This window comes from Achromobacter sp. UBA5777, from assembly GCF_002418565.1.
Classification (GTDB): domain Bacteria; phylum Pseudomonadota; class Gammaproteobacteria; order Burkholderiales; family Burkholderiaceae_B; genus Achromobacter; species Achromobacter animicus.
Map to the genome: position 1 here is coordinate 1 of NZ_DIEJ01000003.1, position 14,376 is coordinate 14,376.

Sequence of the window (14,376 nt, forward strand, 5' to 3'; positions counted from 1 at the left end):
CGACGCGGTGCCTGGCCTGCGCGCTGAACATCTGGCCGACGCGTCCCTGCACGGCGTGCTGACGCGCCAATTCGGCCTGCGCCCCGGCGCCGGCCGCAACCAGATCCGCGCGGTCGCGGCGGACAGCGAGCTGGCGGCCCTGCTGGACACGCAGGCCGGCACGCCGTTATTGATGCTGCAGGGCCAGGGCATGGACCAGCACGGCAAGCCGCTGGAATGGTTCACCACCTGGCACCGCGCCGAACAACTGGTGTTCGACGTAGACGTCAGCATGGGTCATGAAAGCGTGCAGCCCCGGCTGCATGAAACCGCGCCCGAGCCGCAGGCGGCGGTCAACGGACAGGATCCGCTGGCGCGCGCGCAGGCGCTGGTGGCCGAGTTGTCGGCGGAGCTGGCGCGATTGCGCGGGCAGTCCTGAATCACCACGCGATTCGCGCGATGCCGTTTTCAGCGTTCTGAGCCGCGGCAAGGCGCAGGCGAGTGAAGGGGATTTGAGGCGATTTAAGGCGCCTCAAGCCGCCTTCGCGCGATCCCTGCTCACCTTCCAGGCCGCCAACACCCTGTCGCAAATCGCCGGCGCCTCACCCACATAATTCGCCGGATCGCCCAGACGATCCAGATCTTCGTCGCTGAGCATTCCACGCGTCGCGGCATCGCTTTCCAGCGCCTCGCGCAATGCATCCCTGAGCGAACGCCCGTTCGCGACCGCATCACGCGACGCGCGCTCCACCAGCGCATGGGCGGACAGACGGCCCAGCCGGGCGCCCAACGCCAGCATGTAGGCCTCGCCCAGGATGAGGCCGTCGGTCAGCGCAAGATTCTTTGCCATGCGGTCCGGATACACCTGCAGCCCATCCAGCACGCTGCCCAAATGGCGCAACGCCCCACCCGACAGCGCGGCAATCTGGGGCAGCACATCCCACTCGGCCTGCCAGCCGCCCAGCGCGCGCTCATGTTCCTGGATCATTCCCGCCAGCATCGTCGACACCAGCGGCGGCACGCGGATCGCGGCGGCCAGGATAGCCGCGCAGCCCACGGGATTGCGCTTGTGCGGCATCGTGCTCGATCCGCCTCGCCCCGGGCTGGACGGCTCACTGACTTCGCCGATCTCCGATTGCGCCATCAGCGACAGGTCCCGCGCAATCTTGCCCATCGTGCCGGTCAGCACCCCCAGCGACGCGGCCAGGCTGGCAAGCCGGTCGCGGTGCGTGTGCCACGGCATCGCAGCCACGCCCAGGCCCAGCTCGGCGGCCAGCGCCTGCACCACCTCGTTTGCCGACGGTCCCAGGCTGGCCAGCGTGCCCGCGGCGCCGCCGAATTGCAGCAGCGCCATCTGTGACGCGTCCTGCCGCACGCGCAGCCGGCTACGTTGCAGAGCTTCCAACCAGCCCGCCGTCTTGGCGCCGAATGTCGTGGGCAGCGCATGCTGCAGCCACGTGCGTCCGACCATGATGGTGTCCCGATGCGCGCGGGTCAGCCGCGCACACGCCTGCGAGGCGCTCTCCAGCCCCGCGTCCAGCCTGGCCGCCACCTGAAGCATCTGCAGGACAAGCGCGGTGTCCAGAATGTCCTGGCTGGTCGCGCCCCAATGCACGTAGCGGGCGGCTTCGGCATCCACGCGTGCGACGGCCGCGGTCAGTTGCTTGACGAAGGGGATGGCGATATTGCCCGCCGCCACCGCAGCCATGGCAATGCCGTCCACGTCCAGCACGTCGCGGATTTCGCCACCCCGGCAGACCTCATTGATGGCCGTTGCGGCGCTTGGAGGAATGACGCCGCATTGCGCCTGCGCGCGCGCCAGGGCCGCCTCCACGGCAAGCATCTGGCCGAGGGTCGCCGCGCCCGAAAACTGCGACAGTATCGCGTCATCCGAATAGATGGTTTCGGTCAGCCCGGAAAGGTTGCTCATCGTGTAGACCTCGTCGCGCACCGGCTCAGATGTCGAAGAACACGGTTTCTTCCGAACCCTGCAGGACGATGTTCCAGCGCAAAACGCCCGCCTCCGCCGCTGTTGCCACCAGCGTGCCGCGCCGGTGTGCGGGCACTTTAGCCAGGATCCAGTCCTGCTCGTTGGCGCCGGCCTCATCTGGAAAGTACATCCGCGTCGACAGATGCTTGAGCAGGCCGCGCATGAAGACGGACACCACCAGATGTGGCGCCTGCATCTGTCCGTCCGGGCCTGGCACACAGCCCGGCTTGATCGTGGTGAAACGAAAGCCGCCGTCCGGCTGCGTCGCCACACGGCCAAAGCCGCCGAAGCCCGCGCTGCCCTCGTCATGCCGGGGGTCGTCCGGATGCCCGTACACACCGCGCGCATCGGCCTGCCATATCTCGATCATGCCGTCCGGCACGGGGTTGCCCTCGCCGTCGATCACGCGTCCTTCGATGATGACCGGCATCGCGCCCAGGTCGCCGCACCCTGCCGTCAGATCGTCACGGTTCAACCCGGACAGTCCGATGTGCAGATAGGGACCGACAGTCTGTGAACTGGTGGGATAGAGCATGCGTTACTCCATGGGGGTGGCGTTGCGGCCGCGCAGGACGATGTCGAAGCGATAGCCCAGCGCGTACTCGGGCACGGTGGTCTCCCAATCCAGCGCAGCGATCAGCCGGTTGCGCGCCTTGGCGTCCGGCACGCACTGGAAGATGGGATCGAACTCGAGCAGCGGATCGCCGGGGAAATACATCTGGGTGACCAGACGCGTGGCATAGGCCCGGCCAAACAGCGAAAAGTGAATGTGCTGCGGTCGCCATCCGTTGTAGTGGTTGCCCCACGGATACGCCCCCGGCCGGATCGTCTTGAACTGGTAGCGCCCCTGCGCATCCGTGACGGCTCGCCCTTCGCCGCTGAAGTTCGGATCCAGCGGCGCATCGTGCTGATCGCGCTTGTGCAGATAGCGGCCCGCGGCATTGGCCTGCCAGATCTCGATCAGCGCGTCCGGCACCGGCCGGCCGTTCTCGTCCAGCACCCGGCCGGACACGATGATGCGCTCGCCGATCGCTTCCGCCGTGGAGACGTGGGTCAGGTCGTTATCGCCCTGTTTGACGAACGCCGCACCAAACATCGGTCCCGTGACCTCCGAAAGCGTCTGCGGCACTACGATCAGCGGTTCGTTCGGCGAGCGCAAACGCGTGGATCCATACGGATCGAAACGGTAGCCCGGCTGGGTGTCCCAGAAGGGGCGCCGGTATTGAGCAAGATCGGACATTGCGATAAATCTCCAAAGAATCCAGCTTCACGGTGCGCCGGCGAGCGGCGCGGGAGACGCGTTGGCGCCTACCCGCCAAACCAGCGCGCGGGAATGATCACCAGGGCCGGAAAGGCCACCATCAGGAACATGACGAGAAACTCGGCGGCCATGAACGGCAGGACGCCGCGCGTCACGTCGTCCATCTTCATCTTCCCCACGCCGGCCACCACATTGAGCACGGTGCCCACGGGCGGCGTGACCAGCCCGATCGAATTGTTGATGATGAACAGCACGCCGAAATACACCGGGTCGATGCCCGCCGCGCGCACCACCGGCATCAGCACGGGAGTCAGGATCAGGATGGTCGGCGTCATGTCCATGGCCGTGCCCACCACCATCACCAGCACCATGATGGCGGCCATCAGCAGGATCTTGTTGCCCATGAAAGGCTGCAGCATGTCCACCACTTTGGACGGCAGATCGGCCACGGTGATCAGCCACGCGCTGACCATGGCGGCGGCAATCAGGAACATGACGATGGCACTGGTCTTGGCCGCCGACACGAACACCGCATAGAGCTGGTTGAGCTTGAGCTCGCGATACACCAGCGTCGACACCAGCAGCGCGTAGGTCGCAGCGACCACCGCGGCTTCGGTCGGCGTGAAGACGCCCATCCGCAGCCCCACCAGGATGATCACCGGCAGCATGAGCGCCCAGACCGCCTTGCGGAACGCGGTGGCAATTTCCTGCGCAGACTTGCGCGGCGGAGGCACGATCTTCTCGCGCCGGACCAGCCACGCCCAGGTCAGCCACAACGCGCCCCCGATCATCAGACCGGGCGCGATCGCCGCCATGAACAGCTTGGAAATGGACACATTGGCCGCCACGCCGAAGATGACCAGGCCGATGCTGGGCGGAATGACCGGCCCGATCACACCGGTCGCGGCAATCAGGCCGCCCGCGGTCTGCTTCTTGTGGCCGGCGCTGACCATCATGGGCAGCAGCAACGCCGTCAGCGCCGCGGCGTCCGCCACGGCCGATCCCGACAGCGCCGACAGCAGGCAGCCCGCCATGATCGTGACGTAGCCAAGCCCGCCCTTCACGTGCCCGACCAGCGCCAGCGCCAGGTCGACGATGCGGCGGGACAGCCCGCCCACGTTCATGATTTCGCCGGCCAGCATGAAGAACGGCACCGCCAGCAGCGGAAAGCTGTCCGCCCCGCCAATGACGTTCTGCGCCAGGATCTGCGCGTCGAAGATGTCCAGATGCCACATGAGGGCCACGCCGCTGGCCAGCAGCGCAAAGGCAATGGGCACGCCCAGCGCCATCACACCCAGTAGCGATCCGATGAACACGGCGATGGTCATGCGCTTCTCCTTGGCGCGCCGTTGCCGGCATCCTCGAGAATCTGCTTGAGCTGCACCGCCTCTTCGGATTCCTGGACCATGATCAGATCCTGGTCCTGCAGCTTGCCGGCGAGCACGCGGTACAGATCCATGGCGATGATCAGGCCCGCCATCACCGAGAACACCAATCCGGCCACGTACACAATGGCCATCGGCAGGCCGCTCACGGGCGCGCTGACGTCCGCATTGATCACCGCCTGATCCCAGCTCCCCTTGAACATGAGGCTCACGATGTAAAGCATGAGGATCTGCCCCGCGACGAGGCAGATCTTCTTGCCCGCCGTGGGCAGCTTGGCCACGACCATGTCCATGCCCAGGTGGCCGCGCTCTTTCAGGGCGATGACCGCCCCCAGAAAGGTCAGCCAGATGAACATCCAGCGCGACAGCTCTTCGGACAGCGTGATGCCGGAGTTAAAGCCGTAACGCGCCACGACATTGCCGAAGACCAGCACCACCATCGCCGCCAGCAGCAAGGCGATGGCAAATTCCAGCACACGGCAGACCGCGCCGATGAATCTGTCTATGACGACCATGGCCAGCCTCCTTGCGGCGTCGGATGCGCGGGCGCCGGGCTCATGCCTTGGCGTCCTGCAAAAGCCCGACCAGGCCACGCAGCGCCGTCAGGTAGGACTGGGGGCCCAACCCTTGCACCGTGCCGCGCACCGCCGGCGAAATAATTGAATGCGCGCGCCAGGTCTCACGGGCGGCGATGTTCGACATGTGCACCTCCAGCGTGGGAAACGGCATGGCCTTGATGGCATCGTGCAGCGGCACGCCGTGCTGGGTCAGCCCGGCAGGGTTCACCAAGGCGCCCTGGGCGGAGTCGATGTTCTCGTGCAGAAAGTCGATCAACGCGCCCTCATGGTTCGATTGCAGCGTCAACAGCTGGACGCTCAGTTCCGCGGCCAGCGCCGCCAGGCGGTCGTTGATCTCCGCAAGCGTCGTAGTTCCGTAGATGTGCGGCTCGCGGCGGCCGAACAGGTTGAGGTTGGGGCCGTGCAGGACAAGGATCTTCATGATGGGATGCCGGTGCGGGTTACTTGCGGATGCGGGCGAGTTCGTCGTTGTAGAGCTTGACGATCGCGGGGTCGTAGCTGCTGGTGAAGTGCTCGATCACCGGCTTGACGACCTGCTGCATGCGCGCCTTTTCGCCCGGTTCGATCGTGTTGAACTGGATGCCCTTGGCCTGCAATTCCGTCACGGCCTTCTGCGCGGCGGCCCGGCTGACCTTGCGCTGGTAGCCGCGCGCCTCAATGGCCGCCTCCTGCAGGATCTTCTGCTCGGCGGGCGACAGCTTGTCCCAGAACTTCTTGCTGACCAGCACGATGTTCGCGGCATACACGTGGTTGGTCGCGCTGACGTACTTCTGCACTTCGTAGAACTTGTTGGACAGGATCACCGAATAGGGATTTTCCTGGCCGTCGACCGCTCGCGATTCCAGCGCCCCATACAGCTCTGCAAAGGGCATCGGCACGGGATTGGCCTTGAAGGCCTTGAACGTATCGAGGAAGACGGGGTTGGGAATCACGCGGATCTTCAGGCCCGCCAGATCCTCCGGCTTGCCGATGGCGTGCTTGGAGTTCGTCACGTTGCGAAAACCGAGGTCCCAGAAGCCCAGCGCGACCAGGCCTTTTTCGGGCAGCTTGGCGATCAGGGCGTTGCCCAGCGGGCCGTCCAGCAGCGCGTCGGCCTGCCCGAAGTCGGTGACGGAAAACGGCAGATCGATCAGCCCGAACTCTTTGACGATGCCCGCCAGCGACGTGGAGGCCGGCGCGGACATCTCCTGCACGCCACCCTGCAGCCCGGACTGCTGCTGCATTTCATTGCCAAGCTGCGAGGCCGGAAATTCCTTGACCTTCAGCTTTCCGCCGCTCTTGGCCGCCACCAGTTCCGTAAACTTCTGCACCCCCGCGCTGACGGGGTGATCCGTGTTGTTCAGATGGCCGAAGCGTATCGTGCGTTCCTGGATGTCCTGCGCGGCGGCCGGCATGGCGCTCGCGCACAGGGCGGCGATCAATGCAAAGCGGAAAAGGCTGGTCTTCATCGTTGTCTCCGGTGTTATTTGGAATTTTTTCGATGTCTGGCAAGACTCGGTAGTGGAATGTAATTCCGAGTGGAATAGTTTTCCACCTAGGGTTATCATCCATCACCCCACTACTTGTTGAGATGACATGGCCGGAGTTCTCGAACGCGCGCTCGCCGTCATGGAGTACCTGTCCTCCAGACCCGAAGGTGTGCCCCTCGCTTCACTTGCCCAGCAACTGGAGATTCCGCAGAGCGCCGCGCACCGTCTGCTGACAGACCTTTGCCGCTGCGGCTATGTGCGCCAGATCCGGGATCACGGCGACTACGCGCTGACAGCCCGGGTCGCTTCAATCGGGTTGAGCTATCTTGCGGCGACAGGCATCGTCGACATCGCGCAGCCGCTGGTGGATCGGCTGGCGGACATCTCCGGCGAACTCGTGCGGCTGGCCATCGTGGACAACGAAGAGCGGCTGACCTGGGTCGCGAAGGCGCAGGGCGCGCGCCACGGTCTGCGCTACGACCCCGAGATGGGCTCCGAGGCCAGGCTGTCGTGCAGCGCCTCGGGCCACGCGTGGATGCTGACGATGACCGACGAACGCGCACTGGACCTGGTCTCACGCCAGGGATTCGGATCGCCCGAGGAATACGGTCCCAACGCCCCCACCACCATCGCCGCGCTGACGAAGATGCTTCAGGCCGGGCGCAAGCGCGGCTACGCAATGATCAACGAAGTGTTCGCGCCGGGAATGACTGCGATGGCGGCGCCGGTGCAGCGCAAGGGCGAAGCGGCCATTGGCGTATTGAGCATTGCAGGTCCGGCGATGCGCCTGACCGAAGCGCGGATGGAAGCGCTGGGTCCAGACCTGATGGCGGCTGCGCAGGAACTGGCGCTCGCCAGCCTGGCATCGCCGATGTTCCGAACGCGCTTCCCGATGCAGGGCCGAAATTCCGGAGACGAGACGTCCGCGGATTAATCCCCCGCCAGCGCTTCACCCTGCGCGGGGCCATTTCCCCAGGTGCCCACGCGCGCCGAGCGCAGCAGCGGCGACGCGTCTCCGGCCTGCGCCAGCTCGCTTGCCGCGCGCAGTAGCGCCGGCCCGAATTTCTCCATGGCTTTAACGGTCAAACGTTGCGACGGACCGGCCACCACCAGGATGCCGGTGCTTTGATGCCCGGGGCGCCGGATGGGCGCCGCCATCGCGCTCATGCCGGCTGCGTAGACGTCCTGCAGAATGCTGTAGCCGCGCCGCCGATGCGCGTCCAGGCTGGCCAGCAACGCGCGGATCGACGTGGGGGCATTGGGCCCGAAATCCCGTGGTTTTCCCAGCCCCTGTTCGGTGACGTAGGCAATGGCCTGGTCTTCGGGCAATGTCATCAACCACGCGTGGCCGGCCGCGCTGCACGACAGGCGCAGGTCGATGCCCATGTCTGGGTCGTACAACAGCCCGGATTTCGCGCCTTGCGCCTTGGCCACCAGCGTCAAGCGCTTGCCGTCGACGATGGCCAGACGCACGAGTTCACCGGTTGCTGCAGCAAAACGGTCGATGACCGGCTGCGCGATGTCGATCACGCCGGACCGGCTCAGGAAACTCAGCCCCATCGACGCCAGCTTGGTCGTCAATGCGTATTCGCCGCGCACCGACGTCTGCCGGACGTAGCCGAACTTCATGAGTTCGTGCAGGGTCCGGTGACATCCGCTGCGCAGTTGGTGCAGGTCGTCCGCAATGTCGGCGAGGTTCGCGCCGTCCGGATGGGCGGCCAGGTATTCAAGCAACGCCAGTGTCTTTTCGATTGCCCCGCTCATCGCGCTCTCCGGGTGACCATCCATGGAATCGTTCAATTTTTGAATTCGATCAAATTTTGAACGGGATTCAAAATTATGCCCTATGCTCGCAGCCGGGTATTCACACGATGGCCCGCCGCCGTAACCGCATCAACCGGACCTTTGCCAACGACAACCGAAGAAGGTGCTTGTGATGAATTCAAAGAAGACGTGCTTGCGCATCGCCGTGAATGCCGCAGCGACCATCCTAGCTTGCCTTGCCGTGGCGGGAACCGCCGCCGCACAGGAGATCAAGGCGCGCACGATGAAGTTCGCGTTCAGCTTGGCTGCGGACCATCCCCTGGGCCAGGGCGCGCAGAAATTTGCCGATCTGGTCGCCGAGAAAAGCGGCGGCAAGATGAAGGTGTCGATCTACGCCAATGCGGTGCTAGGCGGCGATCCCCAGAATCTGTCGGCCGTTCGCGGCGGCACGCTGGATTTCACGTCGATGGCGACAGGCCTCCTGGCCGGCATCGACAAGCGGTTCATGGTCTTTGACCTGCCGTTCCTGTTCAACGACGCACGCGAGGCGTACACGGTTTCGGACGGACCCGTTGCACAGCGCCTGTTGAATGGCCTGTCCGATCACGGCCTGATTGGCCTGGGCATCTGGGACCTGGGCTTTCGCAACATGACCAACAGCAAGCGCCCGATCGCGCAGGCGCAGGACCTGCACGGCCTGAAGATGCGCGTCATTGCCGCCCCCGTCTACATCGACATGTTCAAGACGCTGGGCGCCAACCCGGTGCCGATGACGTTCGGCGAGGTCTACGGCGCGCTGGAGTCCAAGGCCATCGACGGCCAGGACAATCCGGTGGGCGTGATCCTGTCCGCCAAGTTTGCCGAAGTGCAGAAATACCTGTCGCTGACGCGCCATATCTACACGGGCATGCCATTCCTGATGAGCCGCAAGACGTGGGACAGCATGTCAGACGCCGAGCGCAAGATCATCCTGGAAGCGGCCGCCGAGGCCAAGGCGGAAGAACGGCGGATCTCGCAGGCCAAGGAAGCGGTGGCCATCGACGATCTGCGCAAGGTCATGCAGGTCAACACCTTGACGCCTGAAGCGGTCGAGCGCCTGCGCGGCGCAGTCAAACCGGTGGTGGACAAGTTCGCGGGCGAAATCGGACCTGACGTCATGCAACAGGTCGCCGCGGAACTTGCGGCTTTGCGGGCCAAGAACTGACCATGGGCATGCTCGGAAAGGCCGCGATCGCAATGTGGTGGGACATTGCGCCGGCGTGGCGCGCGGAGTTCGAAGACTGGCATACCCATGAGCACTTCCCGGAGCGCATGGGCGTTCCCGGGTTTCTGCGCGGCACGCGCTGGACCAGCGCCCAGGGCGGTGAAGGATTCTTCGTGTTGTACGAATTGGACGCCTACGAAACGCTGGTCTCCCCCGGCTACCTCCAGCGGCTCAACGCGCCCACCCCGTGGTCCACGAAGCTCATGCCGCAGCACCGCAACATGATCCGCAGCCAATGCCGCGTGGTCGAGAGCGTCGGCGGCGGCTTGGCCAGATATGCGCTGACGATTCGCCTGTCTCCCCTGCCCGGGTCGGAGGAAGCGCTGCGCGCATATCTGAAGGCGCATGCGGCGGCCGCGGCGGCGCAGCCGGGCTTGTCCGGCGCGCATCTGATCGTGACGGACACGCCGGCAATGCACGCCACCACGGAACAGAAAATACGCGGCGGAAAAGACCGTGCGGCCGACTGGATCTACGTCGTCAACGGTTATGCGATCAACGCGGTGACCGCCTGCGACGGCGACATTCTGAACTCGGCCCAGATGCGCACAATGACGGGTGGTGGCCCGGCGTGGTCAGACGTCTATTGCCTGTCCCACACACTGGAGCGTGCGGGGGCAAGGTAGTTCCCTGCCCCGCGCCCTGCCTTTTCACCGGTCGGTGCGATGCCGATCAGCGCACCATGCAGGGCCGCTTGTTGTCGAACTTCCACCCGGGCACCAGATACTGCATCGCCGTGGCATCGTCGCGCGCGCCCAGGCCGTGCTGCAGATAAAGCTGATGGGCGCGCTCGATCGCGTCCATATCCAGCTCGATGCCCAGCCCGCCGGTTTGCGGCAGCTCGACATACCCGTTGCGGATCTGCAGCGGGTTTCGCGTCAGGTGCTGGCCGTCCTGCCAGATCCAGTGCGTGTCGATCGCGGTGACACGGCCCGGCGCGGCGGCGCCCACGTGCGTGAACATCGCCAGCGATACGTCGAAGTGGTTGTTGGAGTGCGAGCCCCACGTCAGGCCGAACGCCTGGCACGTTTGCGCCACGCGCACCGAGCCCTGCATCGTCCAGAAATGCGGATCGGCCAGCGGTATGTCGACCGATTGCAGCGACAGCGCATGCGCCATCTCACGCCAGTCGGTGGCCACCATGTTGGTGGCGGTTGGCAGGCCGGTGGCGCGGCGGAATTCAGCCATGACTTCGCGGCCGGAAAAAACGCCTTCGGCGCCGCACGGGTCTTCCGCATAAGCCATCACGCCATGCAGATCGCGGCACAGGCGCACCGCGTCCTTGAGCAGCCAGCCGCCGTTCGGGTCGAGCGTGACGCGCGCCTCGGGAAAGCGCTCGTGCAAGGCGCGGATGGCTTCGACTTCTTCCTCGCCGCGCAGCACGCCACCCTTGAGCTTGAAGTCCTGGAAGCCGTAGCGGTCGTGGGCCGCTTCGGCAAGGCGGACAATGGCCTCGGGCGTCATCGCCTTTTCGTGCCGCACGCGCAGCCAGCCTTCGGCGTCGGGCGCCGTCTGGTAAGGCAGCGGCGTTTGCGCGGCGTCACCCACGTAGAACAGATAGCCCAGCATCTGGACAGACGTGCGCTGCACGCCCTCGCCCAGCAGCGCTGCGACAGGCACGCCCAGGTGCTGCCCCAGCAAGTCCAGCAAGGCCGATTCCACCGCCGTCACGGCATGGATCGCCACGCGCAGGTCGAAGGTCTGGGCACCGCGGCCCTCGCTGTCCCGCCCGGCGAACGCCTGGCGCATCTGGTTCAGCGTGTGCTGGTAGTTGCCGATTGAGCTGCCCGCAATGAGGGCGCGCGCGTCTTCCAGGGTGGCGCGGATCTTTTCGCCGCCGGGGACTTCGCCCACGCCGGTGTTGCCCGCGCTGTCGGTCAGGATGACCAGGTTGCGCGTGAAATAAGGGGCGTGAGCGCCGCTCAGGTTGAGCAGCATGGAGTCCTGGCCGGCCACCGGCACAACGCGCATGCCGGTGATCGTGGGCGTCTGGGAGGCTTGCGATGCGTGAAGAGTCATGATTGCTTCTTGAAAAAGCCCGGCCGCCACGGCCGGGCGCGTTGCGTCATTGCACGGAAATGCCGCCGGTTTCGATGACCTGCTTCCAGCGGGCGCTTTCCTGCTGCTGGAACTTGGTGAAGGCTTCGGGCGAGTTGGCGACGACCTCCAGGCCGATGTCGGTGAAGGGCTTGCTGATCGCCGGATCCTTCAGGGCGGCGGTCAGGGCGGCGGACAGCTTGTCGCGCACGTCGGCGGGCAGGTTCTTGGGGGCCACGACGGCCTGCCAGGCATAGACGTCGACGCCCGGCACCGACGCTTCGGCGAACGTGGGCACGTCGGGCAGCACCGGCGAACGCTTGGAACCCGTGACGGCGATGGCCTTGAGCTTACCGGACTTGATGTGCGGCAGCACGGCGTTCACGTTCTGGAAGGACATCTCCACCTGGTTGCCCAGCAGATCGGAAATGGCCGGCGCGCCGCCTTTGTACGGCACGTGCAAGCCCTTGGTGCCGGTCTTCTGCCAGAAGAGTTCGGCGGTCAGATGGTCGGACGACCCGGCGCCCGACGTCGCGAAGCTGATCGCGCCCGGCTTTTCCTTCAGCAGCGCGAGCACGTCCTGCACGCTATTCACCTTGGAGGCGAGCTGCGGACTGACCACCAGCACGTTGGGGGTCTGCACGGCCACGGTCAGGTACGTGAAGTCCTTGGCCGGATCGTAGGTGATGCCCTTCATCAGGTGCGGCGCCACCACCAGCGGGGCCAGCGACGTGACCATCAAGGTGTAGCCGTCCGGGGCGGCGCGGGCCACCTGCGAGGCGCCGATCGTGCCCGTGGCGCCGGCCTTGTTTTCCACCACGAACGACTGCTTGAGCTGTTCGCCCAGCTTGTTGGCCAGCGCGCGCGCCACCGAATCGGTTGCGCCGCCGGGCGGGAACGGCACGACGACGGTGACGGCCTTGTCCGGCCAGGCTTGCGCCACGCCGGCTGCGGCCATCAGGGTCAAACCAAGAATCCACTTGCGCGCGTTGCTCGTCATTACTGTCTCCGGTTTAAGTTCTTTTATGAACGTTAACGTTAACATTTTATTTGTTAACGTTAACATCACGGCGCCATTAGAATATTTCGCCGCATTCGCTGCCCGCCATCCGGACAAACCCTAAACCTGCCCGGCCCGCAAAGCCGGCGTCTGCGGTTAGGCTTGACGCCAGTTTCACGCCACTTTTTTGTCCCCTTTTTCCATGCGCCCGCCCCGAATGCCGCCAGCCGATTCCCCTTCCCGCTCGTCAGAGCGCGCCAACGTCACCGTGCGCGAGGTGGCGCAGGCGGCCGGGGTGTCGATGATCACCGTGTCGCGCGCCATCAATACGCCGCAACAGGTCTCGCCCGCCACGCTGGACAAGGTCAATGCCGCGATCCAGGCGCTGGGTTACGTGCCCAACCTGATGGCCGGCAGCCTGCGCCTGTCGCGCAGCAATCTGGTGATGGTGCTGGTGCCGTCGATCGCGGGGTCTCTGTTTGGCGGCATGCTGACCGCGCTGACGCAGTCGCTGGAGGCCAAGGGCTTCCAGCTCATGGTCGGTCAAAGCGGCTATCACTCGCCACGCGAAGATGCCCTGCTGCGCGCCATCATCGGCCGCCGCCCCGACGGCATCGTGCTGACGGGGGTGATGCACTCCCCGCAGGGCCGGCAGTTGCTGAAAGCATCCGGCATCCCCATCGTCGAAACGTGGGACGCCACGGACGCGCCCATCGATATGCTGCTCAGCCTGTCGCATGACGCGATTGGGACCGCGGTCAGCCACTACCTGCGCGACGCCGGCAAGACGCGGCAGGCGGTGCTTAGCGGCGACGACCACCGCGCCCGGCTGCGCGCCGAAAGCCTGGTCCGCGCCGCCGTCGATTCGGGCCTGCCCGAACCGCTGGTGCATTACATGCCCGCGCCGACGACGCACGCGCAGGGCCGCGAAGGCCTGCGCGCCTTGCAGCAATCTGGCCAGGGCATCGACGCGGTGTTCTGCAGCTCGGACATGATGGCCGCTGGCGTCCTGACCGAGGCCGCGGCGCAGGGGCTGGAGGTGCCGCGGCAACTGGCCGTGATGGGCTTTGGCGACATGGAGATCGCCGCGTCGATGTCCCCGGCCATCACGTCCGTGCACGTGGATGGGGCCGCCATCGGCGCGCAGGCGGCCGAGATGATCGGCCTGCGCGCGAACGGCCAGCGTCCCGCGCAATCGGTGGTGGAAATCGGCTTTCGCATCGTGACGCGCGACAGCGCATAAGCCTCGCCCACGGCGCTCCCTGCAACGCATTGTTGTCGCCCGGACAACACCGTGCGTCCCTGCGCGGGTCTACCGCGCCGCAAGCGCCACCTCTAGCATCTGTCCTGACCGGCCACGCACCGCGGCGCGGCGATTCCAGGAGATCCCGACATGTCCACGCCCGCCATCGCGCCCCACCGCAAATCGCAGGGAGCGCCGCATGCTGCCGCATGAATGGATCGCGCAATACGGCGTGCTGGCCGTGTTCCTGAACGTGCTGGGCGCATCGCTCGGCCTGCCGCTTCCCGTCATGCCCACGCTCATCGCCGTGGGCGCCAGCCAGGCGGCGACGGCCGGCGCAGCGGGCCACATCGCCCTGCCGCTAGCCGTCGTGCTGGCCGCCGCGGTGTTGGCAGGCGTGCTGGCG

The 14,376-nt window shown here is 65.7% G+C and carries 15 protein-coding genes and 1 pseudogene; 6 read left to right on the forward strand and 10 right to left on the reverse strand.

Annotated elements, in window-relative coordinates:
* Window positions 1–418: UTRA domain-containing protein (locus B3446_RS00080; protein WP_291376032.1), on the forward strand; the 418-nt coding region annotated here is incomplete at its 5' end.
* Between the two features lie 93 nt (window positions 419–511).
* On the opposite strand, the gene B3446_RS00085 is transcribed toward B3446_RS00080, so the two are convergent.
* The 7 genes from B3446_RS00085 to B3446_RS00115 form a co-directional block, all read right to left on the reverse strand.
* Window positions 512–1,909: a 3-carboxy-cis,cis-muconate cycloisomerase gene (locus B3446_RS00085; protein ID WP_291376034.1), complete on the reverse strand. Its 1,398-nt coding sequence runs from the start codon at window positions 1,907–1,909 to the stop codon at window positions 512–514.
* Window positions 1,910–1,934: 25 nt separating this feature from the next.
* A complete protein-coding gene (gene pcaG, locus B3446_RS00090; protein WP_191575837.1) occupies window positions 1,935–2,504 on the reverse strand; it encodes a protocatechuate 3,4-dioxygenase subunit alpha in 570 nt (189 codons plus the stop codon).
* 3 nt (window positions 2,505–2,507) lie between these two features.
* Entirely contained in the window at window positions 2,508–3,209 is a 702-nt protein-coding gene (gene pcaH / locus B3446_RS00095) for a protocatechuate 3,4-dioxygenase subunit beta (RefSeq protein ID WP_291376036.1), read from the reverse strand.
* 68 nt (window positions 3,210–3,277) lie between these two features.
* Window positions 3,278–4,558, reverse strand: coding sequence for a TRAP transporter large permease subunit (locus B3446_RS00100; protein ID WP_291376038.1), 1,281 nt, complete (start codon window positions 4,556–4,558; stop codon window positions 3,278–3,280).
* Window positions 4,555–5,121 carry a TRAP transporter small permease gene (locus B3446_RS00105; protein ID WP_409558317.1) on the reverse strand — a complete coding sequence of 189 codons (567 nt, stop codon included), beginning with the start codon at window positions 5,119–5,121 and terminating at the stop codon, window positions 4,555–4,557. Before B3446_RS00105 ends, B3446_RS00100 begins: the two co-directional genes overlap by 4 nt.
* A gap of 49 nt (window positions 5,122–5,170) precedes the next feature.
* On the reverse strand, window positions 5,171–5,614 hold the full coding sequence (locus tag B3446_RS00110; RefSeq protein WP_191575841.1) for a type II 3-dehydroquinate dehydratase: 444 nt from the start codon (window positions 5,612–5,614) through the stop codon (window positions 5,171–5,173).
* A gap of 19 nt (window positions 5,615–5,633) precedes the next feature.
* Window positions 5,634–6,641: a TRAP transporter substrate-binding protein gene (locus B3446_RS00115; RefSeq protein ID WP_291376040.1), complete on the reverse strand. Its 1,008-nt coding sequence runs from the start codon at window positions 6,639–6,641 to the stop codon at window positions 5,634–5,636.
* A 127-nt stretch (window positions 6,642–6,768) separates the two neighbouring features.
* Between B3446_RS00115 and B3446_RS00120 the strand changes: the two genes are divergently transcribed.
* Window positions 6,769–7,596 carry an IclR family transcriptional regulator gene (locus B3446_RS00120; protein ID WP_291376042.1) on the forward strand — a complete coding sequence of 276 codons (828 nt, stop codon included), beginning with the start codon at window positions 6,769–6,771 and terminating at the stop codon, window positions 7,594–7,596.
* Here the strand turns inward: B3446_RS00120 and B3446_RS00125 are convergent.
* Window positions 7,593–8,426: an IclR family transcriptional regulator gene (locus B3446_RS00125; RefSeq protein ID WP_191575844.1), complete on the reverse strand. Its 834-nt coding sequence runs from the start codon at window positions 8,424–8,426 to the stop codon at window positions 7,593–7,595. The two genes, B3446_RS00120 and B3446_RS00125, sit on opposite strands and share 4 nt — an antisense overlap.
* Before the next feature lie 172 nt (window positions 8,427–8,598).
* Here B3446_RS00125 and B3446_RS00130 point away from each other — a divergent pair, with 172 nt between their 5' ends.
* Window positions 8,599–9,630 carry a TRAP transporter substrate-binding protein gene (locus B3446_RS00130; protein WP_291376044.1) on the forward strand — a complete coding sequence of 344 codons (1,032 nt, stop codon included), beginning with the start codon at window positions 8,599–8,601 and terminating at the stop codon, window positions 9,628–9,630.
* Between the two features lie 2 nt (window positions 9,631–9,632).
* Window positions 9,633–10,316 carry a hypothetical protein gene (locus tag B3446_RS00135; protein WP_291376045.1) on the forward strand — a complete coding sequence of 228 codons (684 nt, stop codon included), beginning with the start codon at window positions 9,633–9,635 and terminating at the stop codon, window positions 10,314–10,316.
* A 46-nt stretch (window positions 10,317–10,362) separates the two neighbouring features.
* On the opposite strand, the gene gudD is transcribed toward B3446_RS00135, so the two are convergent.
* Entirely contained in the window at window positions 10,363–11,709 is a 1,347-nt protein-coding gene (gudD, locus tag B3446_RS00140) for a glucarate dehydratase (protein ID WP_291376047.1), read from the reverse strand.
* A 46-nt stretch (window positions 11,710–11,755) separates the two neighbouring features.
* Complete coding sequence (locus B3446_RS00145; protein ID WP_191575848.1) at window positions 11,756–12,727, reverse strand: Bug family tripartite tricarboxylate transporter substrate binding protein; 972 nt, start codon at window positions 12,725–12,727, stop codon at window positions 11,756–11,758.
* A gap of 217 nt (window positions 12,728–12,944) precedes the next feature.
* On the opposite strand from B3446_RS00145, the gene B3446_RS00150 reads away from it, so the two are divergent.
* Together B3446_RS00150 and B3446_RS00155 are read left to right on the forward strand one after the other, a co-directional pair.
* Entirely contained in the window at window positions 12,945–13,970 is a 1,026-nt protein-coding gene (locus B3446_RS00150; protein ID WP_291376048.1) for a LacI family DNA-binding transcriptional regulator, read from the forward strand.
* 199 nt (window positions 13,971–14,169) lie between these two features.
* Window positions 14,170–14,376 (forward strand): annotated as a pseudogene (locus tag B3446_RS00155) (hypothetical protein); the annotation flags it as partial.

Coding starts and splice junctions, on each gene's coding strand:
- B3446_RS00085 (WP_291376034.1), bottom strand. CDS start 1,909: ATGAGCAACCTTTCCGGGCTGACCGAAACCATCTATTCGGATGACGCG.
- pcaG (WP_191575837.1), bottom strand. CDS start 2,504: ATGCTCTATCCCACCAGTTCACAGACTGTCGGTCCCTATCTGCACATC.
- pcaH (WP_291376036.1), bottom strand. CDS start 3,209: ATGTCCGATCTTGCTCAATACCGGCGCCCCTTCTGGGACACCCAGCCG.
- B3446_RS00100 (WP_291376038.1), bottom strand. CDS start 4,558: ATGACCATCGCCGTGTTCATCGGATCGCTACTGGGTGTGATGGCGCTG.
- B3446_RS00110 (WP_191575841.1), bottom strand. CDS start 5,614: ATGAAGATCCTTGTCCTGCACGGCCCCAACCTCAACCTGTTCGGCCGC.
- B3446_RS00115 (WP_291376040.1), bottom strand. CDS start 6,641: ATGAAGACCAGCCTTTTCCGCTTTGCATTGATCGCCGCCCTGTGCGCG.
- B3446_RS00120 (WP_291376042.1), top strand. CDS start 6,769: ATGGCCGGAGTTCTCGAACGCGCGCTCGCCGTCATGGAGTACCTGTCC.
- B3446_RS00125 (WP_191575844.1), bottom strand. CDS start 8,426: ATGAGCGGGGCAATCGAAAAGACACTGGCGTTGCTTGAATACCTGGCC.
- B3446_RS00130 (WP_291376044.1), top strand. CDS start 8,599: ATGAATTCAAAGAAGACGTGCTTGCGCATCGCCGTGAATGCCGCAGCG.
- B3446_RS00135 (WP_291376045.1), top strand. CDS start 9,633: ATGGGCATGCTCGGAAAGGCCGCGATCGCAATGTGGTGGGACATTGCG.
- gudD (WP_291376047.1), bottom strand. CDS start 11,709: ATGACTCTTCACGCATCGCAAGCCTCCCAGACGCCCACGATCACCGGC.
- B3446_RS00145 (WP_191575848.1), bottom strand. CDS start 12,727: ATGACGAGCAACGCGCGCAAGTGGATTCTTGGTTTGACCCTGATGGCC.
- B3446_RS00150 (WP_291376048.1), top strand. CDS start 12,945: ATGCCGCCAGCCGATTCCCCTTCCCGCTCGTCAGAGCGCGCCAACGTC.